20 protein-coding genes and 1 pseudogene are annotated in these 22,225 nt (G+C 36.5%); all 21 read left to right on the top strand.

The genetic code is table 11. The features are described from left to right. Window position 1 precedes the first annotated feature (1 nt). A complete protein-coding gene (locus tag F9U64_RS03820) occupies window positions 2-1,363 on the top strand; it encodes a DUF342 domain-containing protein (protein ID WP_194287274.1) in 1,362 nt (453 codons plus the stop codon). A gap of 25 nt (window positions 1,364-1,388) precedes the next feature. Further along, the gene (locus F9U64_RS03825) at window positions 1,389-1,700 is read left to right on the top strand and encodes a hypothetical protein (protein WP_153401693.1); all 312 of its coding nucleotides are present in this window, start codon (window positions 1,389-1,391) and stop codon (window positions 1,698-1,700) included. Window positions 1,701-1,712: 12 nt separating this feature from the next. Further along, window positions 1,713-2,195 carry a DUF6115 domain-containing protein gene (locus tag F9U64_RS03830; protein WP_153401694.1) on the top strand — a complete coding sequence of 161 codons (483 nt, stop codon included), beginning with the start codon at window positions 1,713-1,715 and terminating at the stop codon, window positions 2,193-2,195. Between the two features lie 150 nt (window positions 2,196-2,345). Further along, window positions 2,346-3,095: a 30S ribosomal protein S2 gene (gene rpsB / locus F9U64_RS03835; RefSeq protein WP_153401695.1), complete on the top strand. Its 750-nt coding sequence runs from the start codon at window positions 2,346-2,348 to the stop codon at window positions 3,093-3,095. 78 nt (window positions 3,096-3,173) lie between these two features. Further along, window positions 3,174-4,061 carry a translation elongation factor Ts gene (gene tsf / locus F9U64_RS03840; protein ID WP_153401696.1) on the top strand — a complete coding sequence of 296 codons (888 nt, stop codon included), beginning with the start codon at window positions 3,174-3,176 and terminating at the stop codon, window positions 4,059-4,061. Window positions 4,062-4,341: 280 nt separating this feature from the next. Further along, the gene (gene pyrH, locus F9U64_RS03845; RefSeq protein ID WP_153401697.1) at window positions 4,342-5,064 is read left to right on the top strand and encodes a UMP kinase; all 723 of its coding nucleotides are present in this window, start codon (window positions 4,342-4,344) and stop codon (window positions 5,062-5,064) included. Between the two features lie 2 nt (window positions 5,065-5,066). Further along, window positions 5,067-5,624, top strand: a complete 558-nt coding sequence (gene frr / locus F9U64_RS03850) for a ribosome recycling factor (protein ID WP_153401698.1) — start codon at window positions 5,067-5,069, stop codon at window positions 5,622-5,624. 174 nt (window positions 5,625-5,798) lie between these two features. Then, entirely contained in the window at window positions 5,799-6,557 is a 759-nt protein-coding gene (locus F9U64_RS03855; protein ID WP_153401699.1) for an isoprenyl transferase, read from the top strand. A gap of 14 nt (window positions 6,558-6,571) precedes the next feature. Further along, on the top strand, window positions 6,572-7,354 hold the full coding sequence (locus tag F9U64_RS03860; protein WP_153401700.1) for a phosphatidate cytidylyltransferase: 783 nt from the start codon (window positions 6,572-6,574) through the stop codon (window positions 7,352-7,354). A gap of 25 nt (window positions 7,355-7,379) precedes the next feature. Beyond that, window positions 7,380-8,534 (top strand): 1-deoxy-D-xylulose-5-phosphate reductoisomerase, encoded by a 1,155-nt coding sequence (gene dxr, locus F9U64_RS03865; protein WP_153401701.1) that lies wholly within the window; start codon window positions 7,380-7,382, stop codon window positions 8,532-8,534. Between the two features lie 33 nt (window positions 8,535-8,567). Continuing rightward, window positions 8,568-9,824, top strand: a complete 1,257-nt coding sequence (gene rseP, locus F9U64_RS03870; RefSeq protein WP_153401702.1) for an RIP metalloprotease RseP — start codon at window positions 8,568-8,570, stop codon at window positions 9,822-9,824. Window positions 9,825-9,907: 83 nt separating this feature from the next. Continuing rightward, complete coding sequence (locus F9U64_RS03875; RefSeq protein ID WP_153401703.1) at window positions 9,908-11,608, top strand: proline--tRNA ligase; 1,701 nt, start codon at window positions 9,908-9,910, stop codon at window positions 11,606-11,608. Window positions 11,609-11,689: 81 nt separating this feature from the next. Continuing rightward, a complete protein-coding gene (locus F9U64_RS03880) occupies window positions 11,690-15,979 on the top strand; it encodes a PolC-type DNA polymerase III (protein WP_153401704.1) in 4,290 nt (1,429 codons plus the stop codon). Window positions 15,980-16,234: 255 nt separating this feature from the next. Continuing rightward, complete coding sequence (rimP, locus tag F9U64_RS03885; protein ID WP_153401705.1) at window positions 16,235-16,705, top strand: ribosome maturation factor RimP; 471 nt, start codon at window positions 16,235-16,237, stop codon at window positions 16,703-16,705. 17 nt (window positions 16,706-16,722) lie between these two features. Further along, a pseudogene (gene nusA, locus F9U64_RS03890) lies at window positions 16,723-17,871 on the top strand (transcription termination factor NusA). A 12-nt stretch (window positions 17,872-17,883) separates the two neighbouring features. Continuing rightward, window positions 17,884-18,153, top strand: coding sequence for an RNase P modulator RnpM (rnpM, locus tag F9U64_RS03895; protein ID WP_153401706.1), 270 nt, complete (start codon window positions 17,884-17,886; stop codon window positions 18,151-18,153). Further along, window positions 18,154-18,474 carry a L7Ae/L30e/S12e/Gadd45 family ribosomal protein gene (locus tag F9U64_RS03900; RefSeq protein WP_153401707.1) on the top strand — a complete coding sequence of 107 codons (321 nt, stop codon included), beginning with the start codon at window positions 18,154-18,156 and terminating at the stop codon, window positions 18,472-18,474. A gap of 4 nt (window positions 18,475-18,478) precedes the next feature. Further along, window positions 18,479-20,557 carry a translation initiation factor IF-2 gene (infB, locus tag F9U64_RS03905; protein ID WP_153401708.1) on the top strand — a complete coding sequence of 693 codons (2,079 nt, stop codon included), beginning with the start codon at window positions 18,479-18,481 and terminating at the stop codon, window positions 20,555-20,557. Then, window positions 20,554-20,832, top strand: coding sequence for a DUF503 domain-containing protein (locus tag F9U64_RS03910; protein ID WP_153401709.1), 279 nt, complete (start codon window positions 20,554-20,556; stop codon window positions 20,830-20,832). The genes infB and F9U64_RS03910 overlap by 4 nt, the downstream gene beginning before the upstream one ends. Window positions 20,833-20,877: 45 nt before the next feature. Next, window positions 20,878-21,231 (top strand): 30S ribosome-binding factor RbfA, encoded by a 354-nt coding sequence (rbfA, locus tag F9U64_RS03915; RefSeq protein WP_153401710.1) that lies wholly within the window; start codon window positions 20,878-20,880, stop codon window positions 21,229-21,231. A 100-nt stretch (window positions 21,232-21,331) separates the two neighbouring features. Next, window positions 21,332-22,222, top strand: coding sequence for a tRNA pseudouridine(55) synthase TruB (gene truB / locus F9U64_RS03920; protein WP_153401711.1), 891 nt, complete (start codon window positions 21,332-21,334; stop codon window positions 22,220-22,222). The last annotated feature ends 3 nt before the right edge of the window (window positions 22,223-22,225 follow it).

The following is a 22,225-nucleotide window of genomic DNA, read 5'->3' on the forward strand; positions in this document are numbered from 1 at the left end:
TATGGGAAACAAAGCGATTACTGTAAAAGTGGCAAATAATCGTTTAAAAGCTTGGGTTGAATTGATTGATTCCAAACATCTTGAAGAGATGTCAACAGCGGAACTTATAGAATTGTTGGTCAAAGAAAAAATCCAATCAGACCTTATTCATTTTGATGAAGCAAAGTGGAAACAGTTGCTGATTAAACAGCAAGTATTACAAGTGGCGGAGGGAAAACCACCAGAAGATGGGCTGGATGGCTATCTTGAATGGAAACTTTCATTAAATTCCGAAATAAGTGAACAGGAGAAAGAAACTTTTCGTGATGTGAAAAGGATTCCAAGTGTGTTAACCGGAACACCTTTGGCTCAAGTGATCCAGCCTACAGAGGGATCGGCAGGGATTGATGTGTATGGCGGCTTAATCAAGCAGCGAAAAGGTAAAAAAGTTATGACTAGAGCAGGGCAAAATGTTGAGTTTAACGAGGATAATTTTACATTTATTGCGACAGCAGATGGCAAATTATCCATTACTGATAAACTTCTGCAAGTTTTTGATATGTATGAACTAAGTGAAGATGTCTCACTTAAGACAGGTAATATTGATTTTGTCGGTTCTGTATATATTCGTGGAAACGTGCCAACAGGGTATACTGTCAAGGCCCAAGGCGATCTGCATGTGTCAGGAATTGTAGAAGCTGCTTATCTTAAAGCTGGTGGGAACATTTGGATAAATGGTGGCGTTTCTGGAATGGACAAAGCAGTAATTCAAGCTGCAGGAGATATAAAAACAAGTTACATAAACCAGGCAAGTGTGGAAGCGGGAAATGACTTGATTGTTTCCAAATCGATTCTGCACAGCCAATGTGTGGCTCAGGAATCTATTTTATGTGAAAATGGGAGCATCATTGGGGGAACTAGTTCTGCCGGGAAGCAGATTATAGTTAAAAATGTCGGTAATTTCGCTAACACAAAAACCGAATTAGCTTTAGGGATAAATAAACAGAAGCGGGAACAGTCAGAATATCTCTCCCAGCAATTAGCTGCATTACATGATAACAAGAAAAAATTAGAAAATTTAGGAAATCAATTACGGGTGAAACAAGAAAAGCTGGGAAGCTTAAATACGAAAGAGCGTATTATATTGTTAAAACAAAGAAATATGCTGGAAAAAACAGTGGAAGAAATAAGCGAAATTCAGGAAGAAATGGCTAATCTGCAGGAGAGTATTGGAAATTATTCTGATATGGAAGTAGTAGTAAATGGAAAGGCATTTGCGAATGTGGAAATTATGTTTGGAAAATATTCGCGCAAATTAGATCGTGAACACCAGTATTTTAAATCTTGTATGAAAGATATGGAGATTGTTATCGATACAATTTAAATTGTCTCATTGAGGGGGCATCTATATGAGCTGGAAATCAATAGAAATGCAGGTTGCATTGCCAAGAACCCAAGATGCTGGAAAACTCCAAGACTTATTACAACAACAAGGCCGTGTTACTCAGGAACAATTAGCCCAAACCTTGACTGCGGAAGAATTACGAAAGCGACAAACGGTTCAGGAACAGCAAGCCAGTGGTAAATTAAAAAATGATGAAAAAGAAGATAAAAGCTTATCACACTTATCAAAATCGATGGAGAAGAGTCCAGAGGAACTAACAGAAAAAGAAGTTATTCAGCATCCATACTTAGGTAAGAAAATCGATTTTTCAGGGTAAAGAAGGTTATTTATGGTCTATTTATTACTACTATTCAGTTTTATCATTCATATTGTCACATTTGTCATCATACGACAAATGAAAACGGAAAAGCAGAGACTGTTAGAAATCGAACAGAATGTAAATGAACAAATTGACAAAATGGAGAATACACTAGCTCTTTATTTAGTTGAAATGCGAGAAGAAAATGAAAACTTTACAAAAGAATTAGACTTGATTCAAAAGAAACAGAGACAAAGGGAACCTGGGACAGCGGAGAAGAGAATGAATCTGCATGTAGAGCATAAGGAGCAAGCGGAGAGCAGTGAAGACAATTATTCCAAGTTTGTCCCGTTAACAGAAACAGATCAGCAAGATATTGTCGAACAATCAGAAACAGCAAAAATTCTCCATTTATATAATAATGGTGAGTCTATAGAGGAAATTGCGAAAAAGCTGGATAAGGGTAAAACAGAAATCGAGCTTTTACTGAAATTTCAACAAAAAAATGAATAAATTGCTTGATTGCGTACATGCATTATGTTATATTTGTTAACGGTGTTAAATACACACGTTTACTAAAGATACGAGTGGTGCTATTATTAGTCCTTTTATCTAATGATGTAAATGGAGGATAAAAAAACCATTTTTAGGAGGAAAAGAAACATGGCAGTTATTTCAATGAAACAACTACTAGAAGCTGGTGTACATTTCGGACACCAAACACGCCGTTGGAATCCAAAGATGAAGAAATACATCTTTACAGAGCGTAACGGCATTTACATTATTGACTTGCAAAAAACAGTGAAGAAAGTGGAAGAAGCATATAATTTCATTAAAGAAATTGCTCAAAACGATGGAACTGTATTATTTGTAGGTACGAAAAAACAAGCACAAGAATCTGTTAAAGAAGAAGCGATCCGTTCAGGAATGTACTTCGTTAACCAACGCTGGTTAGGTGGTACATTAACAAACTTCGAAACAATTCGCAAACGTATTAACCGTTTGAAAGATATCGAAAGAATGGAAGAAGACGGAACTTTCGAAGTACTTCCTAAGAAAGAAGTAGTAGGTCTTTTAAAAGAAAAAGAAAGACTTGTTAAATTCTTAGGCGGTATCAAAGAAATGAATAAAATTCCTGATGCTCTATTTATCATCGATCCAAGAAAAGAGCGAATTGCAGTGGCGGAAGCACACAAGCTTAACATTCCTATCGTAGGAATTGTTGATACGAACTGTGATCCAGATGAAATTGATTATGTAATCCCTGCTAATGACGATGCTATTCGTGCTGTTAAATTGTTGACTGCTAAAATGGCAGATGCTATCTTAGAAGTAAAACAAGGCGAAGTTACGGAAGAAGCAGCTGAAGAACAAGTTGCTGAAGAAGCAGAAGCTGAAGCGGTAGAAGAGTAAGAAGGTTTTGGGTGATAAGAGGGGGACCTTTTATCACCTTTTTTTAAGGAATATATGATAATCAAGGAGGAAATTAACATGGCAATCTCTGCAAAATTAGTAAAAGAACTAAGAGAAAAAACTGGTGCTGGAATGATGGATTGTAAAAAAGCATTACAAGAAACAGATGGTGACATCGATCAAGCAATTGACTACCTTCGTGAAAAAGGTATCGCCAAAGCTGCTAAAAAAGCAGATCGTATTGCAGCTGAAGGTTCTGCATATGTAGAAGTAGAAGGGAATACAGCTGTACTTCTTGAAGTAAACTGTGAAACAGACTTTGTAACAAAGAATGAACAATTCCAGACATTATTAAAACAATTAGCACAACATATCCTAAGCCAAAAACCTGAAAATGTTGAAGAAGCTTTAAAACAACCTCTTAATGGTGAAGGTGAATCAGTGGAAGAATTTATCAACAGCAATATTGCTAAAATTGGTGAAAAACTTTCTCTTCGTCGTTTTACAACATTTACAAAATCAGACCAAGGTGCATTTGGTGCTTACCTTCACATGGGAGGAAGAATCGGTGTAGTGACAGTTCTTGAAGGTACAACTGACGAGCAAGTTGCAAAAGATATTGCGATGCATGCAGCTGCAGTAAACCCTAGATATCTTTCACGTGATGCGGTATCTGCAGAAGATATAGAAAAAGAACGTGAAGTACTTAAAACTCAGGCATTAAATGAAGGTAAACCAGCTAATATTGTTGAAAAAATGGTTGAAGGCCGTTTAAATAAGTTCTTTGAAGAGATTTGTTTATTAGAACAAAGCTTTGTTAAAGATCCTGATCAAAAAGTAAAACAAATTGTTAAAAAGCATAATGCAGAAGTAACAACTTTCGTTCGTTACGAAGTAGGTGAAGGTATCGAGAAACGTGAAGATAACTTTGCAGAAGAAGTAATGAGCCAAGTAAATCAAAAGTAATGAAGTTTTTCTGAAAGGGACACATTGTGTCCCTTTTCTTTGAAAAAATATAGTTCTATTTGTCTTTAATAATCAAAACAGAGGATAAAAAGGACCGAGGAGTTCAAGGCACAGGTTTGAGAAGTGGAACGTATGCTTTTCATGCGTAAAAAGCGGAGAACCAAGCCAATGAAAAAATATGATATGTCATTTTTACCGGACTTTTGAACAACCTCTTATAGTTTTTAATAGACAGATAAAGATAATTTTTATTATAATTAATACATATTTGGAGGTAATTATGACTACTGCTAACTACAGAAGAATTGTTTTGAAATTAAGTGGTGAAGCTTTGAGTGGTGAACAAGGCTTTGGTATTGAACCATCAATTATTCAATCAGTCGCCAACCAGGTAAAAGACGTTGTGGAATTAGGTGTAGAAGTTGCTGTTGTTGTTGGTGGTGGCAACATTTGGCGCGGAAAAGTCGGCAGCGAGATGGGTATGGACCGTGCCAATGCTGATTATATGGGAATGTTAGCTACAGTCATGAACTCTTTAGCACTACAGGATAGTTTAGAGAATCAAGGTATTCCAACAAGAGTCCAGACTTCTATTGAGATGCGCCAAGTTGCAGAACCTTATATACGCCGGAAGGCAATCAGACATCTGGAGAAGAAACGTGTGGTCATTTTTGCTGCCGGAACTGGTAATCCATATTTCTCTACAGATACTACCGCAGCATTAAGAGCAGCTGAAATTGAGGCTGATGTCATTTTAATGGCAAAAAATAATGTTGATGGTGTTTATACGGCTGATCCGAAAAAAGATAAGACTGCGACAAAGTATGATCAATTATCATACCTGGATATATTAAATGAAGGCTTAGAAGTAATGGATTCAACTGCTTCCACATTATGTATGGATAATGATATCCCATTATTAGTTTTTTCAATTTCTGAAGAAGGTAACATTAAAAAAGCTGTAACAGGTGAAAATATTGGAACAATCATTAGGGGGAAATAATTATGTCACAAGCTATATTAAATGAAGCGAAAGAAAAAATGAATCAAGCTGTAAAAGCGTATTCGAAAAACCTGGCAACAGTTAGAGCAGGTAGAGCAAATCCTGCCCTTTTAGACAGTGTACAGGTTGAATATTATGGTGCATTTACACCACTTAACCAACTATCATCCATTACTGTTCCTGAAGCAAGATTACTTTTAATAACGCCTTTTGATAAATCATCAGTCGGTGAGATTGAAAAGGCAATTCAAAAAGCGGATCTTGGCCTTTCTCCTTCAAGTGATGGAAATGTTATCCGTCTTAATATACCTCCTTTAACTGAAGAGAGAAGAAAAGACCTTGTTAAAATTGTCGGTAAATATGCGGAAGAATCAAAAGTTCAAATTCGTAATAATCGCAGAGATGCAAATGATCAATTAAAAAAGGCAGAAAAAAATGGTGACATTACAGAAGATGAATTTAGAGGTTTTCAAGATGATGTTCAGTCATTAACTGATGAGCATATTAAAAAAATTGATCAATTAACTAAAGAAAAAGAACAAGAAATTATGGAAGTTTAAGCAAAAAACATGTAGAATGAAATAGAGTGAAACAGACCCTCTTTAAGAAGAGGGTTTTTCCACTTTTTCCATGATTAAAATGGGTTATCTGTAATATATATTATCGCAGATTGAATTCCAGGAATAATTATAGGAAAGACTCTCTATATTATAGGGGATATTGGAGGAAATCATATGTCTTTGTTTAAACTTCCTTTCGCAAAAAAAGAAACGAAAACAATACATAATTTGACAGGGAAAGTGCCGGAACATATTGCCATTATTATGGATGGAAATGGACGTTGGGCCCAAAAAAAAGGTTTGCCCAGGATTGCTGGTCATCGTGAAGGTATGGATAATATTAAAAAGATTGTCAAAATTGCTAATAAGCGCAGTGTAAAAATATTAACTCTTTATGCATTTTCAACAGAAAATTGGAAAAGACCTTCTACTGAAATAGATTTTTTAATGAAATTGCCGATTGATTTTCTTCAGCATTATTTACCTGAATTAATTGATGAAAATGTTAGAATACAAACAATTGGAGAAGTTAATGATTTACCGGCTAATACGAGAAATGCTATTATGCGGGCAATCGAGCAAACTTCAGATAATACAGGTCTAATCCTTAATATCGCAATTAATTATGGCAGTAAATATGAAATCGTACAATCAATGAAGTTAATTTGCCAAGACATTATTCAAGGTAATTACTCTATTGATGATATTTCGGAAGAAAAAATAACAGAACATCTCTACACATCTGAATTATCAGATCCAGATTTATTAATTAGAACGAGTGGAGAATTACGTTTAAGTAATTTTTTACTTTGGCAGTCAGCGTATTCAGAATTATGGTTTACAGACACATTGTGGCCAGATTTTGATGAAGAGGAATTTGAGAAAGCTATTAACGATTATCAGGGACGAAAACGTCGTTATGGCGGAATTTAAGGTTGTGAATAAATTTGAAACTAAGAACAATTACAGCATTTCTTTCCATAATAATTTTCTTTCCGGTTGTATTTATTGGGGATTGGCCGTTCCAAGTAGTCATGTATCTGATTGCTACGATTGGATTAGTTGAATTATTACATATGCGAGAAACAACGTCTTATCCTATCCCGACAATTCTTACGGTCTTTTTGTTATGGGGATTGCTTTATCAAGGCGAGTATATCTTTTTTTCTGAAAGATTAGAGTTTATTATGTTTTTCGTGCTTTTATTATTAGCATACACAGTATTAGTTAAGAATAAATTCACTTTTGAAGACGCAGGATTTTTAATTTTATCCTCTATTTATGTAGGACTGGGTTTTTATTATTTTATGGAAACAAGGGCAGTGGACAATGGATTAGTTTATATTTTTTATGCTATTCTTATTATACTTGCTACAGATACAGGAGCATATTTCTTCGGCAGAGCATTTGGAAAGCATAAATTATGGCCTGAAATCAGTCCTAATAAAACAATTGAAGGGGCAATTGGAGGAATTGTCGTTGCTTGTGCTGTTGCGATCGTTTATCAGTTCTTTTATCCAGTCCATGAGTCATTGATCCTTGTTGTAATAGTAACAATCATAGCGTCTATTTTTGGGCAAATTGGAGATTTAGTGGAATCAGCTATTAAGAGATATTACAATATAAAAGATTCTGGTAAAATTCTTCCGGGGCATGGAGGAATTTTAGATCGTTTTGACAGTTGGTTATTTGTTTTTCCATTATTGCATTTTATACAATTTATCTCATAGACTATTTATATTGGAGCGTTAACGTATGAAGAATATTACTTTATTAGGTGCTACTGGATCTATTGGTTTACAGACCTTAGATGTGATAGAAGCACATCCAGACCAATTCCGTTTATTTGCAATCTCATTTGGAGAAAATGTGGAAAAGGCAATACCGATCATCAAAAGATTCAAGCCAGAATGGATTGTAGTGAAAAACAATGCAGTAAAGAATAAATTAACTTCCGTTCTGAATGGTAACTATCACATTATTTCCGGCTTGGAAGCATTAGAGGAAATCAGTGTACATCCTAAAACGGATGTGCTAGTAAATGCCGTGATGGGCAGTGTAGGTTTAGAAGCTACATTAGCAGCAATTGAGCATAGAAAGCAAATCGCAATAGCAAATAAAGAAACATTAGTGACAGCAGGACATCTGGTAATGGAGAAAGCAGACAAATATAATGTGAATCTCTTACCAATCGATAGTGAGCATTCTGCAATTTTCCAAGCTTTAAATGGTGAATCTTCTAATCAAATCAAGAAAATTATCTTAACAGCATCTGGCGGTAGTTTTCGTGATAAGTCAAGGGACGAGCTTCAAAATGTTACGGTGAGAGACGCACTGAATCATCCAAACTGGAGTATGGGATCAAAGATTACAATTGACTCAGCGACAATGATGAATAAAGGATTAGAAGTAATTGAAGCACATTGGCTGTTTCAAGTCCCATACAGTAAAATTGAAGTTATTCAACATCAGGAAAGTATTATTCATTCAATGGTAGAATACATTGATCACAGTGTTATTGCCCAGTTAGGCACACCAGATATGCGTGTACCGATTCAATATGCCTTAACCTATCCTGAACGGATTAATCTGCCTAAATCTGAGAGCCTCGATTTAGTAAGTATCAGTAAACTTCATTTTAAAGAAATGGATTTTAACAGGTTTCCTTGTTTAAAATTTGCCTTTGATGCAGGCGAGATTGGCGGCACGATGCCAACAGTTATGAATGCAGCAAATGAAGTAGCGGTAGATTTATTTTTAAAAGGAAAAATAAAGTTTTTAGAAATTGAGCAAATAATTGAGTCATTAATGAACAACCATCAAGTAGTGGCAAATCCAGATTTACAAACAATTCAGTCTGTAGACACTGAGACAAGAATAAAAGCTGCTGGTTTTAAGCGTGAATTTTAAACAATCAAGTAAAATTGTGAGGAGTGTACTTATTTGAATACAATAATTGCATTTATTTTAATGTTTGGCCTGCTTGTTTTTGTCCATGAGTTTGGTCACTACATTTTTGCTAAAAGGGCAGGTATGTTAGTTCGGGAGTTCGCAATTGGGTTTGGCCCAAAAATTTTCTCGACAACTAAAAATGAGACACTATATACAATCAGATTGCTTCCAATGGGAGGTTATGTAAGGGTTGCAGGTGATGATCCAGAAATTATTGACTTAAAACCAGGGCAGCATATTGGTGTCACTTTCAATGAGGTTGGCAAAGTTAATCAAATCATCGTAAATAACAAAGACAAACATCCGGATTGTCTCGTATTAGAAATAGAAAACATTGATCTCGATCATAAACTGGTAATAGAAGGATATGAAGCAGGAGAAGAGCGGTCATATACCTTCCAAGTTGATAATAAAGCACACTTTATTATGGATGAAAGAGCAACGCAAATTGCGCCATATGACCGACAGTTTGCATCAAAATCAATTGGTCAGCGCGGTATGCAGTTATTTGCTGGACCAATGATGAACTTTTTATTGTCGATTGTCTTATTTTTAATCTTAGGATTTATTCAAGGTGTCCCAGCCGATGAGATTAGGATTGGTTCTGTCGTTGAAAACAGTCCTGCAGAAGAAGCTGGTTTTGAGGCGAATGATACGGTTATAGAAATCAATGGGCAGAGTGTGGACGACTGGAGCGATTTCGAGAGTTTTGTCCAATCAAGTCCCAATCAACCAGTCGAAATGGTAGTATTGAGAGACGGGGAAGAAGTACCATTAGAGGTTATCCCGGCATCAATAGAATCAGAACAAGGCGAAATAGGACAAGTCGGGGTAACTTTAGCTTTGGAGAAATCTCTTTTACGTACAATACCGTACAGCCTGCAAGAGACATATGAATGGTCAACTTTAATTATTTCTAACTTGGTAAAACTGATTACAGGACAATTTTCTATTGATATGTTATCAGGACCTGTCGGTATTTATGATGCAACAGATCAGGTTGTTCAGACAGGATTTCTTAACTTCATGATGTGGACAGCAATACTAAGTGTAAACCTGGGGATCATGAATTTAGTTCCATTACCTGCACTGGATGGTGGAAGATTACTGTTTGTAGGTATTGAAGCTGTTAGAGGCAAACCAATTGATCCACAAAAAGAAGGTATTGTGCACTTTGTAGGTTTTGCCTTACTATTTTTATTAATGATTGTTGTAACATGGAACGATATACAGCGACTGTTTCTATAAAATCAGAAAGCTGAAACTAGAATAGAAAAAGGCATTTTCTTATTCTAATTTTCTAAATTAAATTCGTAGAGGTGAATGCAGAAATGAAGCATAGTCAAACACTAATCCCAACATTAAAAGAAGTACCTGCAGATGCTGAGATTAAAAGTCATCAACTGTTAGTCAGAGCAGGATATATCAGACAGACAGCATCAGGAGTCTACAGTTTCCTACCATTAGGAAATAAGGTATTAAAAAATGTAGAAAAAATTGTCCGGGAAGAAATGGAGAAAGCAGGAGCTGTAGAAATGTTAATGCCAGCACTGCAGCCGGCCGATTTATGGAAAGAGACTGGTCGCTGGTACAGTTACGGTGCAGAGTTGATGCGATTAAATGATCGACATGATCGTGAATTTGCACTAGGTGCTACACATGAAGAAGTAATTACAAGCCTGGTAAGAGATGAAGTCAAAAGTTATAAAAAACTTCCATTAACACTTTACCAGATTCAAAACAAATTCCGTGATGAAAAACGGCCAAGATTCGGATTGCTTCGCGGCCGTGAATTTATGATGAAAGATGCTTATTCTTTTCATGATTCACAGGAAAGTCTGAATGAAGTTTACGATAAAATGTTTACAGCCTATTCGAATATTTTTGAGAGATGTGGATTGAATTTTCGTGCGGTCATCGCCGATTCTGGTGCAATTGGTGGGAAAGATACGCATGAATTTATGGTGCTTTCTGAGATTGGTGAAGATATAATTGCATACTCTGATACATCTAATTTTGCAGCGAACATTGAAATGGCTCCTGTCAATGTACCAATTGAAAAAAGCGATGAAGCTGTAGCAGAATTAGAAAAAGTAGACACACCAAATGTAAAGACAATGCAAGAAGTTTCTGAATTCCTGCAATTGCCTGTTGAAAAAGGAATAAAATCCTTGCTTTTTAAAGTTGATGAACAATTTGTTTTAGTCTTATCTCGTGGTGACCACGAAATTAATGATATTAAATTAAAGCATGTACTTGACGCTGCTAATATTGAGTTAGCATCAGAAGAAGAAGCTAGAGAAATATTAGGAGCAGAAATCGGCTCATTAGGTCCAATTAATGTTGATTCATTGGAAATCATTGCAGATCATGGGGTAGCTGCTGTAGTTAATGGATATTGTGGTGCAAATGAAACTGGTAAACATTTTATGAATGTTAATCCAGAGAGAGACTTCAAGGTATCTCGCTATGAAGACCTTCGATTTATCCAGGAAGGTGATCCTTCACCTGATGGACATGGAAAAATAAAATTTGCTAAAGGAATTGAAGTTGGACATGTCTTTAAATTAGGTAACATTTATGCTGAAAAACTAGGTGCTGCTTATTTGAATGAACAGGGTAAGCAGGACATTATGATAATGGGTTGTTACGGTATTGGAGTTTCCAGAACAATAGCTGCAATTGTTGAACAATTTCATGATGAGAATGGCATTACATGGCCCAAAGAAATTTCTCCTTATCATGTGCACTTAATCGCAGTTAATCCTAAAAACGAGGAACAGATGAGCCTGTCTGAATCAGTCTATCAGAAACTGCAATCGAACGGTATGTCCGTTTTATTTGATGATCGTAAGGAAAGACCTGGAGTCAAATTTGCTGATAGTGATTTAATTGGGTTACCAATTAGAATTACGGCAGGTAAACGAGCAAATGAAGGTTATTTAGAATGCAAGCTACGTGCATCAGGTGAACAATTTGATGTGCATGAATCAGAATTACTTGAAAAAATTAACCAATTATTATCAGAATAGTTTATATCACATACAAAACAATTCCCTTGTCGGCAACAATTACGACAAGGGAATTACCGTTTCATAAAGGGGTGAAACCGAATGGATAGTACAAATAGGGAAAGGTTCGATTTGCTTATGCAACAAATCGGCATTCCTGATGATATGAAAAATAAATACTTGCAAAATGGTGTGATAGAGAAGCTAGAGGTCTTTCGTCAAACCAAAGTCTGGAAATTCTCCTTTCGTTTGGAGCAGTTACTTCCCGCTGATATTTATCAGTTATTCGCACTGAAATTGACAGATGCCTTTTCATCCATTGCGAAGGTTTCATGGCAATTCACTGCTGAAAAAAGGACACTGGATGAAAATGAGTGGACAAAATATTGGTTTATCTTTCTGTCTGAACTAATTAATGAATCGCCAAAATACAAAGCACTAGAAAACAAAAAACCTTTATTTGACGGTAATCATATTATGTTAACTACAAGCAATGACGTAGAAAGGCAATCATTGCTTCAAGAAATACAAAAAAGGTTTGATCAATTTTCCCATCATGCAGGTCTGGAAAAAAGGATGATTAAAATTGATGTGCTTGCACAGCAAGATGAAATTGAGAAATTCCAACAAGAAAAAGCATTAGAGGATAAGAAACGAGTCGAAGAAGCTTTTAAACAGCAAGAGCAGCGAGCAAAAGAAAATAATGACGAACCGAGCACTGGTCCTGTGATGATTGGATATCCAATTAAAGATGAGCCTGTTCAGATGAGCGAAATTATCGAAGAAGAGAAAAATGTCATTTTCCAAGGGTATTTATTTGATGCAGAAATTCGAGAATTACGATCTGGGCGACATCTACTTATGTTAAAGATGACAGATTATACTGATTCTTTTCAAATAAAGATGTTCTCAAAAGGTGATCAGGATGTAGAAAAGTTTAAACAATTAAAACCAGGAATGTGGCTGAAAACAAAAGGTATGATACAAACAGATACTTTCTCTAATGAGCTGACAATGATGGCAAAGGATATACAGGAAGTTAAGGCGAAGACTAGAGAGGATCATGGCGTAGATGGGGAAAGACGTGTGGAATTACATGCCCATACATTAATGAGCCAAATGGATTCTGTCGTATCTGCTTCGAAGTTAGTCGAGCAGGCTGCAAATTGGGGACACAAAGCCATTGCCATAACTGATCATGCTGTTGCCCAAGCCTTTCCGGAAGCTTATAGTGCAGGAAAAAAACATGGAGTAAAAGTGATTTACGGGTTAGAAGCTAATATTGTCGATGATGGTGTGCCAATTGCTTACAATGCTGCAGACCGACAATTAATGGATGAAACCTATGTCGTTTTTGATGTGGAAACAACAGGACTGTCAGCTGTATATGATACGATTATTGAACTTGCTGGAGTAAAAATTAAAAACGGGGAAATTATTGACCGGTTCGAATCTTTCGCAAATCCACACCAGCCTTTATCAGAAACGATTATCAATTTAACCAATATCACAGATGATATGCTGCAAGATGCTCCAGAAGTGGAAGAAGTTTTAACAGACTTCCATCAATGGATGGGGAATCATATTCTCGTTGCCCATAATGCAGATTTTGATATGGGATTTATTAATACAGGATTTAAGAAGGTTGGCTTAGAGGAAGCTTCAAATCCTGTAATTGATACATTGGAACTGGCACGTTTTCTATTTCCAGAAATGAAAAATCACAGGTTAAATACGATGTGTAAAAAACTGGATATCGAATTAACACAGCACCATAGAGCGATTTATGATACGGAAGCAACCAGTTATTTATTATGGAAGTTCATTAAATTATCTGATGAAAAGGGAATTACAAACCACCAGCAGTTTAATCAGCATATGGGTGAAGGAAATGCCTATCAGCGTTCCCGCCCATTTCATGCAACATTATTAGCAAAAAATGAAGCGGGATTAAAAAACCTTTTCAAGCTTGTATCCATGGCACATATCGATTACTTTTACCGTGTTCCAAGAATTCCGCGTTCCAAACTTCAGCAATGGAGGGAAGGAATACTAGTAGGAACCGCTTGTGATAAAGGAGAAGTATTTGAAACAATGATGCAGAAATCTGCTGATCAAGCAGAAAAAGCAGCAAAGTTTTACGATTATATAGAGGTGCAACCACCAGAAAACTATGTTCACTTACTTGATAAAGAGTTAGTACAAAATGAAGCACAGCTCTTAGATATTTTAAGAAAGATAGTCGAAATGTCGGACCGGTTAGGTAAAGTATGCGTGGCAACCGGAAATGTACACCATTTAAATGAAAATGACCAGATTTATCGGAAAATACTCATTGCATCCCAAAGTGGTAACCCGTTAAACCGTCAGACTCTGCCAAATACGTATTTTCGAACAACTGTTGAAATGTTAGATGCTTTTCGCTTTTTAGGTCAAGAAAAAGCAACGGAAATTGTCATAAACAATCCGAATTTGCTAGCAGATCAAATCGATGAGGTAAAACCGATTAAAGATGATTTATATACACCTAATATTGATGGGGCAGAACAGGAAATTCGTGATTTGAGCTATAATTTCGCAAGATCCATTTATGGCGATTCGTTGCCGGAAATTGTCGAGCAAAGGATTGAAAAAGAATTAAAAAGTATTATCGGCCACGGTTTTGCCGTTATCTATCTAATTTCTCATAAATTAGTAAAAAAATCGCTTGATGATGGCTATCTTGTTGGGTCACGTGGATCTGTTGGTTCTTCATTTATTGCAACATTTACGGAAATTACGGAAGTGAATCCACTGCCGCCACATTATGTTTGCCCAAATTGTAAGCATAGCGAATTTTTCAATGATGGTTCTGTCGGCAGCGGGTTTGATTTGCCTGACAAAGACTGCCCAAACTGTCATACAGCATTTAAAAAAGATGGACAAGACATCCCGTTTGAAACCTTCCTTGGTTTTAAAGGAGATAAAGTACCTGATATTGACTTGAACTTCTCTGGGGAATATCAGCCAAGAGCCCACAATTATACAAAAGTGCTGTTCGGTGAAGACAATGTATATCGTGCTGGAACAATTGGTACGGTTGCTGAAAAAACGGCATATGGATATGTAAAAGGCTACGCAGGTGACAATGGGATGATTATTAAGAATGCCGAGGTTGACCGATTAGTAAAAGGATGTACCGGTGCAAAACGAACAACAGGTCAGCACCCTGGTGGTATCATTGTAGTGCCAGATGATATGGAGATCTATGACTTTACACCAATTCAATTTCCGGCTGATGACCGAAATTCAGAGTGGAAGACTACCCATTTTGATTTTCATTCCATCCACGATAATTTACTCAAATTAGACATACTGGGGCACGATGATCCAACGGTTATCAGGATGCTGCAAGATCTTAGTGGTATCGATCCTCAAACGATACCAACTGATGACCAGGAAACAATGAAAATCTTCTCGGGCCCTGATGTTTTAGGTGTAACTGCTGATCAGATTATGTGCAAGACAGGAACCTTAGGGGTGCCTGAATTCGGAACGCGTTTTGTACGGCAAATGCTTGAAGATACCAAGCCCAAAACGTTTGCAGAGCTTGTGATCATCTCTGGTTTAAGTCACGGTACTGATGTGTGGCTTGGTAATGCACAGGAACTAATTAATAACGGGATTTGTGAATTACCTGATGTAATTGGTTGTCGTGATGATATTATGGTCTATTTAATGCATAAAGGTCTGGATGCATCACTGGCATTTAAAATTATGGAATTTGTCCGTAAAGGAAAAGGACTGCAAGATGAATGGATTGAAGAAATGAAAAAACATGATGTGCCAGACTGGTACATTGATTCCTGTAAGAAAATCAAGTACATGTTCCCAAAAGCGCACGCTGCGGCCTATGTACTGATGGCAATTAGAATCGCCTATTTTAAGGTGCATTATCCAATCTTTTTCTATGCTGCTTATTTTACTGTAAGAGCAGATGATTTCGAATTGGATACAATGGTGAAAGGTTCCGAATCGATAAGAAATCGAATTAAAGAGATAAATGTAAAGGGAAATGATGTTTCGCCAAAAGAGAAAAGTTTGCTAACAGTGTTAGAACTAGCATTGGAAATGAATGAAAGAGGATTCCATTTTCAAAAAGTAGATCTTTACAGGTCTACAGCTACCGAATTCCTTGTTGAGGGAAATTCATTAATACCACCGTTTAATGCTGTTGATGGATTGGGTACAAATGCTGCCATTAATATCGCAAAATCAAGGGAAGATGGAGAATTCCTGTCAAAAGAAGATTTGCGTGAAAGAAGCAGAATTTCAAAAACTGTTTTGGAATATCTAGACCAGCATGGATGTTTGGAAGGTATGGAAGAAAAAAACCAGCTTTCTTTATTCTAGATGAAAATTTCTTGCATCTTTTCCCCATTCATGTTATATTTTATAGAGATTTCATTTGATTTGTCTTACAAAGAGTGGGAAAACCCCCACTCTTTCTTCGTAGGTACAGCTGCACTATAGGGTTTAATACAGTCCCTTGCCATTATTGGCAAGGGATTTATGTTTAGTCTTGTGTAAACAACTATGTGTAAGCAAGAAACATTCAGGGAAAAATACATACACGATTACCAGTAAGGAAACAAAGGAGGCTTAGCAATGAGTCAAAATATAGCAAAACAAACAGAAGATATACTGCAACCTATATTACAGGAACTTTCCTTAGATTTAGTAGATGTTGTCTATGAAAAAGAAGGGAAAAACTGGTTTTTAAGGGTTTATATTGACAAGGATGGCGGAATAGATATCGAAGAGTGTGGAATTGTCTCGGAAAGATTGAGTGCCAGACTAGATGAAGAAGACCCTATTGAAGGAGCTTACTTTCTTGAAGTATCATCACCGGGTGTTGAACGTCCGTTGAAAAAAGAAGCTGACTTCATTAAATATACAGGGGAAAATGTTTATGTGAAACTATACGAACCAATTAATGGCGAAAAGGAATTTATTGGTGAATTAGTTGCATTTGATAATAATGTTGCGAAAATTTCCTATAAAGACAAAACCAGAACGAAAGAGGTAGAAATACCTTTCGAAAAAATAGCTAAAGCCCATTTAGCTGTTATTTTTTAATAAAAGGGGGAGAAATTGTGAACAAGGAATTGTTTGAAGCGATAAATTTTTTAGAGAAAGAAAAAGGGATAAATAAAACAGTATTAATTGAAGCATTAGAAGCTGCACTTATTTCTGCTTATAAAAAGAATTTTAAATCTGCAACAAATGTGAGAGTTGACTTGAATGAAGAGGCTGGTAAAATGGCTGTCTTTGCGCAAAAGGAAATCGTTGATGAGGTATTTGATCCACAGCAAGAATTATCCCTGGATGAAGCTCGCCAACTAAGTCCCACGTATGAAGTTGGGGATGTCGTGGAAATTGAAGTAACCCCAAGGGACTTTGGGCGGATTGCTGCACAAGCTGCAAAACAAGTTGTCACACAACGTGTTCGGGAAGCTGAGCGTGGTATTATATACAATTAATATATCGACAGAGAAGATGATATTATGAATGGGACTATTCAAAGAATGGATGGTCGTTTCATTTATGTTAACTTAGGGAAAGTGGAGGCAAAATTGCCAGAAGCAGAATGTATACCTTCTGAAACCTATAATATTCACGATAGGATTAAAGTTTACGTAACAAAGGTTGAGAATACAAGCAAGGGGCCTAATATTTTCGTTTCCAGAACTCATCCTGGATTGCTGAAACGTTTGTTTGAAATGGAAGTACCAGAAATTTATGATGGTACAGTAGAAGTAAAATCAGTTGCAAGGGAAGCTGGTGACCGTTCGAAAATTTCGGTATATGCAAGAGATAAAGAAGTTGATCCAGTCGGTTCTTGTGTCGGTCAAAAAGGGCAACGTGTACAGACAATTGTTGATGAACTGAAAGGTGAAAAAATTGATATTGTAGAATGGTCAGAAGACCCGGTTGTCTACGTTTCCAATGCACTTAGTCCTTCTAAAGTTGAGCGAGTAATAGTGGATGAAGAGAACAAAGCAACGGTTGTTATTGTCCCTGATTATCAATTATCACTTGCTATTGGTAAGAGAGGCCAAAATGCAAGATTAGCCGCTAAATTAACTGGCTGGAAAATTGATATTAAAAGTGAATCAGAAGCAAGAGAAGAAGGTTTGTTAACAGAAGAAGATGCCAATGAAGAATTAGATACATTAGAGTATGATGAATCAGTGGACTATGAAGAATCCTTTGAAGAAATGGATGAAGATTTGTTTAAATAAGGAGGGTTACACATGTCTAAGCAAAGAAAAGTTCCATTAAGAAAATGTGTTGTAACTCAAGAAATGGTAGCGAAAAAATCTCTAATTCGAGTAGTGAAAACAAAGGAAGGCGAAGTCTTCGTTGATCCTACTGGAAAGAAAAATGGCCGGGGAGCTTATGTAACGAGAGATGTTGATGTCATCAAAAAGGCAGAATTATCTAGAGCTCTAGACAGGCAGTTAGATATTGCTGTTCCCAGTGAGATTTATCAGCAATTAATTGCGGAAGTTGAAGGAAAATAAATGGATAATACAAAAAAATATTTAAATATATTAGGTTTAGCACGAAGAGCAGGTAAATGTACATTTGGAGAAGAGCAAATTATTAAAGAAATACAGGCAAAAAGGTCCAAGATTGTTTTAATCGCAAGCGATACAGGTGACCAAACCAAAAAAAAGTTGACAGATAAATGTAAATATTACCATGTGCCATTTTATTTTATAGATGACCGTGAAGTATTATCACAAGCAATAGGCAAGATCGGAAGAGTAGCTGTATCGGTAAATGAGCAAGGATTTGCAAAGAAATTAATCGAGTTACTCTCCAACAATAATCGGGGGTGAACGTATGTCAAAAGTACGGGTATACGAATATGCAAAAAAAGTGAATAAATCAAGTAAAGAAGTAATAGAAAAGCTGAAAGAATTAAATCAGCCAGTTACCAACCATATGTCAACAATTGCTGATGACATTATTGGAAAATTAGATGCAACTTTTCAACCAAAAAGCCAAGAGAAAAAGCAGAATTCTCAACAGCAAAAACAAGCAAAACAAAACCAGCCAAATTCAAATCAAAAGTCCAATAACAATAAAAAGCCTAAAAATAAAAAGCAAACAAATACTAATCAAAATACTAATCAAACTGCTCCTAAGCAAGCAAAAGAACCAGAACCGGTTACAAAGATTACTTATTCAGGAACGTTAACGGTAGGAGAGCTAGCTGAGAAGCTGAACAAAGAGACGAATGAGATTATTAAGAAGTTAATGTTCTTAGGCGTTATGGCTACAAAAAATCAGGATTTAGATGGAGATACTATCGAATTAATTAGCGGCGAGTATGGTGTCGAGGTTGAACAGGAAATTGAAATAGATCAGACTGACCTTGCAACATACATCGAAGAAGACGATGAAGAACAATTAAGCGAACGTCCGCCAGTTGTTACGATTATGGGACATGTTGACCATGGTAAAACTACGTTGCTTGATTCTATCCGAAACACGAAGGTTACAGCTGGTGAAGCTGGTGGAATTACACAACATATTGGTGCATACCAAATTAAAGCAAACGATAAAAAGATTACGTTCCTGGATACACCAGGTCATGCTGCTTTCACTAGTATGCGTTCAAGAGGAGCACAAATTACTGACATTGCAATCCTGGTCGTTGCAGCAGATGATGGAGTTATGCCGCAAACGGTTGAAGCAATCAATCACGCCAAAGCTGCAGAGGTACCAATTATTGTTGCAGTGAATAAGATGGACAAAGAAGGCGCAAATCCAGATCGTGTGATGCAGGAATTAACAGAATATCAATTAATTCCGGAAGACTGGGGCGGGGAAACTATTTTTGTTCAATTATCTGCCCTGAAAGGTGAGGGAATTGACGACTTACTTGAAATGATTCTTCTTGTTGCTGAGGTAGAAGAGCTAAAAGCAAATGCTGACCGTCTGGCTAATGGTACGGTAATAGAAGCACAATTAGATAAAGGACGCGGATCTGTTGCATCATTACTTGTACAAAATGGAACACTAAAAGTAGGTGATCCTGTAGTTGTAGGGAACACTTATGGCCGTGTTCGTGCAATGGTTAATGATCTTGGCAAACGAGTAAAACAGGTTGGACCATCTACTCCTGTTGAAATCACAGGTCTAAATGAAGTTCCTTTAGCTGGTGACCGATTTGTTGTCTTCAAGGATGAAAAACAGGCTCGCCAAATTGGTGAGATGAGACAGCAAAGAGAAATTGAAGAAAAACGTGGCGATAAAGCTAAAGTTAGCTTAGATGACTTATTTGAGCGAATCAAACAGGGCGAGATTAAAGATATTAATGTAATCCTGAAAGCAGATGTTCAAGGTTCTGTAGAAGCACTTGCAGCATCCTTACAGAAAATAGATGTGGAAGGTGTGAAAGTTAATATTATTCACACTGGCGTTGGTGCTATAAAAGAAACAGATATTAATTTAGCATCGGCATCGAATGCCATTGTAATTGGGTTTAACGTCCGCCCAGACAATAATGCCAAAAAAGCGGCTGAATCAGAAAATATCGAAATTCGTCTTCACCGTGTTATTTATAAGGCAATTGAAGAAGTGGAAGCTGCAATGAAAGGTATGTTAGATCCTGAGTTTGAAGAAAAAGTTATTGGCCAGGTTGAGGTTCGTGAAATCTTTAAAGTATCAAAAATTGGTACAATTGCCGGTGGTTATGTTACAGATGGTAAAATTACAAGGGATTCCGGTGTTCGTTTAATCCGCGATGGTGTGGTCATTTATGAAGGTGAAATCGATACATTAAAACGTTTCAAAGATGATGTGAAAGAAGTTGCCCAAAATTATGAATGTGGGATAACCATCCAGAATTATAACGATATTAAAGAGGGCGATGTTATTGAAGCATACGTCATGGAGGAAATCAAAGTTAAATGATCTATTATGCAGAAATAGAATTGTTTCTTTATGATTGTCATTCATTGAAAGATAAGCGATCCATTTTATTAAAAGTGAAAAATCGTCTTCGTAAAGATTTAAATATAGCTATTTCTGAAGTGGATTTTCAAGATCTGTGGCAAAGAGCAAAACTTGCTGTTGTTACAGTATCTGAATCTAAAGTTATGAATGAAAAAGTGTTGCAGCAAGCTCTTGCAATCATTGATAGCTTTACTGAATTGGAAAGAACAACAACCGTATTAGAAGAACGGTAATATAGTAAGAATTTTTGTTTCACTTGGTAGAAAGAGGTGACTGATGTGAATGAATTACGTGCAAGTAGAGTAGCGGAACAAATGAAGAAGGAATTAGGGGATATTATTTCAAGAAAGATTAAAGATCCTCGAGTTGGTTTCGTAACAATTACAGATGTAGACGTTACAGGTGATTTGCAACAGGCGAAAATTTATATTTCTGTCTTAGGTGATGAAAAGAAACGCCAGGATACATTAATTGGACTTGCAAAAGCGAAAGGATTTATTCGTTCAGAAATCGGAAAACGAATAAGATTGCGCAAGACGCCTGAATTATCTTTCGATTTCGATGATGCAATGGAGCGAGGAAACAGAATCGAAGATCTCTTGCGTCAAATCAATGATACAGATACACCATAATGAATATATGTGAAAACCCTTGTCTGTGTTCAAACAAGGGTTTTCTTTCGATATTTTTACCAATACATTATATACTTATATGGGAAATTAGGGGGTAATTATGAACGGAATTTTGCCATTATGGAAACCTAAAGGGATGACATCACATGATTGTGTGATAAAAATCCGCAAACTATTGAAAACAAGAAAGGTTGGTCATACCGGGACACTGGATCCTGAAGTGGAAGGGATGTTACCAATTTGTGTTGGAGAAGCAACGAAAATTGTACCTTTTCTAACCGACACTAATAAAACATATATCGCAACTGCTGCTATCGGGACAGCTACAGATACTGAGGACCAGACAGGCCAAATAACGGAAAATCAAAAAGTTACAAAAAGATTTACAGATCAGGAAATTTTCCGTGTATTAGCCAATTTTAATGGAGAAATTGTGCAGCAAGTCCCATTATATTCTGCAGTTAAAGTAAATGGAAAAAAATTATACGAATATGCAAGGAGTAATGAACCAGTAGAGCGGCCGAAAAGAAAGGTCAGGATTCATCAGTTGAACTTTCTTGAAACAACTTATTCTGAACAGGACGGTACACAGGAAATCTCTTTTGAAGTAACTTGCTCAAAGGGTACATATGTAAGAACATTATGTGTTGATATAGCCAGGCAACTAGGTTATCCAGGACATATGGCCAGCCTTGTAAGAACAAGAAGTGGACATTTCTCCACAGATGACAGTATCACGTTCGATCAATTAGAAGAACAATTGGAAAATATTAAATTACTTCCTATACGTGAAGGTGTCGTACATTTAGATGTTATTAATGTAAAGGAAGAAGAAAGACAGAAAATACTCAATGGTCAAAAACTGCCTCTTCCTGATAATTTGCCTAAAACGGAATTTTTCCGAATGGAATATCATGATGAGCTTTTAGCGGTCTATCATCTTCATGATAACCAACAGCAAATTAAACCTGCACGAGTATTTGTGAAGTAATAT

This window comes from Gracilibacillus oryzae, assembly GCF_009498735.1.
Lineage (GTDB): Bacteria > Bacillota > Bacilli > Bacillales > Amphibacillaceae > Gracilibacillus > Gracilibacillus oryzae.

Excerpts from the sequence above, each read along its gene's own strand:
- F9U64_RS03820 (WP_194287274.1), top strand. The coding sequence starts at position 2 with ATGGGAAACAAAGCGATTACTGTAAAAGTGGCAAATAATCGTTTAAAA.
- F9U64_RS03825 (WP_153401693.1), top strand. The coding sequence starts at position 1,389 with ATGAGCTGGAAATCAATAGAAATGCAGGTTGCATTGCCAAGAACCCAA.
- F9U64_RS03830 (WP_153401694.1), top strand. The coding sequence starts at position 1,713 with ATGGTCTATTTATTACTACTATTCAGTTTTATCATTCATATTGTCACA.
- rpsB (WP_153401695.1), top strand. The coding sequence starts at position 2,346 with ATGGCAGTTATTTCAATGAAACAACTACTAGAAGCTGGTGTACATTTC.
- tsf (WP_153401696.1), top strand. The coding sequence starts at position 3,174 with ATGGCAATCTCTGCAAAATTAGTAAAAGAACTAAGAGAAAAAACTGGT.
- pyrH (WP_153401697.1), top strand. The coding sequence starts at position 4,342 with ATGACTACTGCTAACTACAGAAGAATTGTTTTGAAATTAAGTGGTGAA.
- frr (WP_153401698.1), top strand. The coding sequence starts at position 5,067 with ATGTCACAAGCTATATTAAATGAAGCGAAAGAAAAAATGAATCAAGCT.
- F9U64_RS03855 (WP_153401699.1), top strand. The coding sequence starts at position 5,799 with ATGTCTTTGTTTAAACTTCCTTTCGCAAAAAAAGAAACGAAAACAATA.
- dxr (WP_153401701.1), top strand. The coding sequence starts at position 7,380 with ATGAAGAATATTACTTTATTAGGTGCTACTGGATCTATTGGTTTACAG.
- F9U64_RS03875 (WP_153401703.1), top strand. The coding sequence starts at position 9,908 with ATGAAGCATAGTCAAACACTAATCCCAACATTAAAAGAAGTACCTGCA.
- F9U64_RS03880 (WP_153401704.1), top strand. The coding sequence starts at position 11,690 with ATGGATAGTACAAATAGGGAAAGGTTCGATTTGCTTATGCAACAAATC.
- rimP (WP_153401705.1), top strand. The coding sequence starts at position 16,235 with ATGAGTCAAAATATAGCAAAACAAACAGAAGATATACTGCAACCTATA.
- rnpM (WP_153401706.1), top strand. The coding sequence starts at position 17,884 with ATGTCTAAGCAAAGAAAAGTTCCATTAAGAAAATGTGTTGTAACTCAA.
- F9U64_RS03900 (WP_153401707.1), top strand. The coding sequence starts at position 18,154 with ATGGATAATACAAAAAAATATTTAAATATATTAGGTTTAGCACGAAGA.
- infB (WP_153401708.1), top strand. The coding sequence starts at position 18,479 with ATGTCAAAAGTACGGGTATACGAATATGCAAAAAAAGTGAATAAATCA.
- F9U64_RS03910 (WP_153401709.1), top strand. The coding sequence starts at position 20,554 with ATGATCTATTATGCAGAAATAGAATTGTTTCTTTATGATTGTCATTCA.
- truB (WP_153401711.1), top strand. The coding sequence starts at position 21,332 with ATGAACGGAATTTTGCCATTATGGAAACCTAAAGGGATGACATCACAT.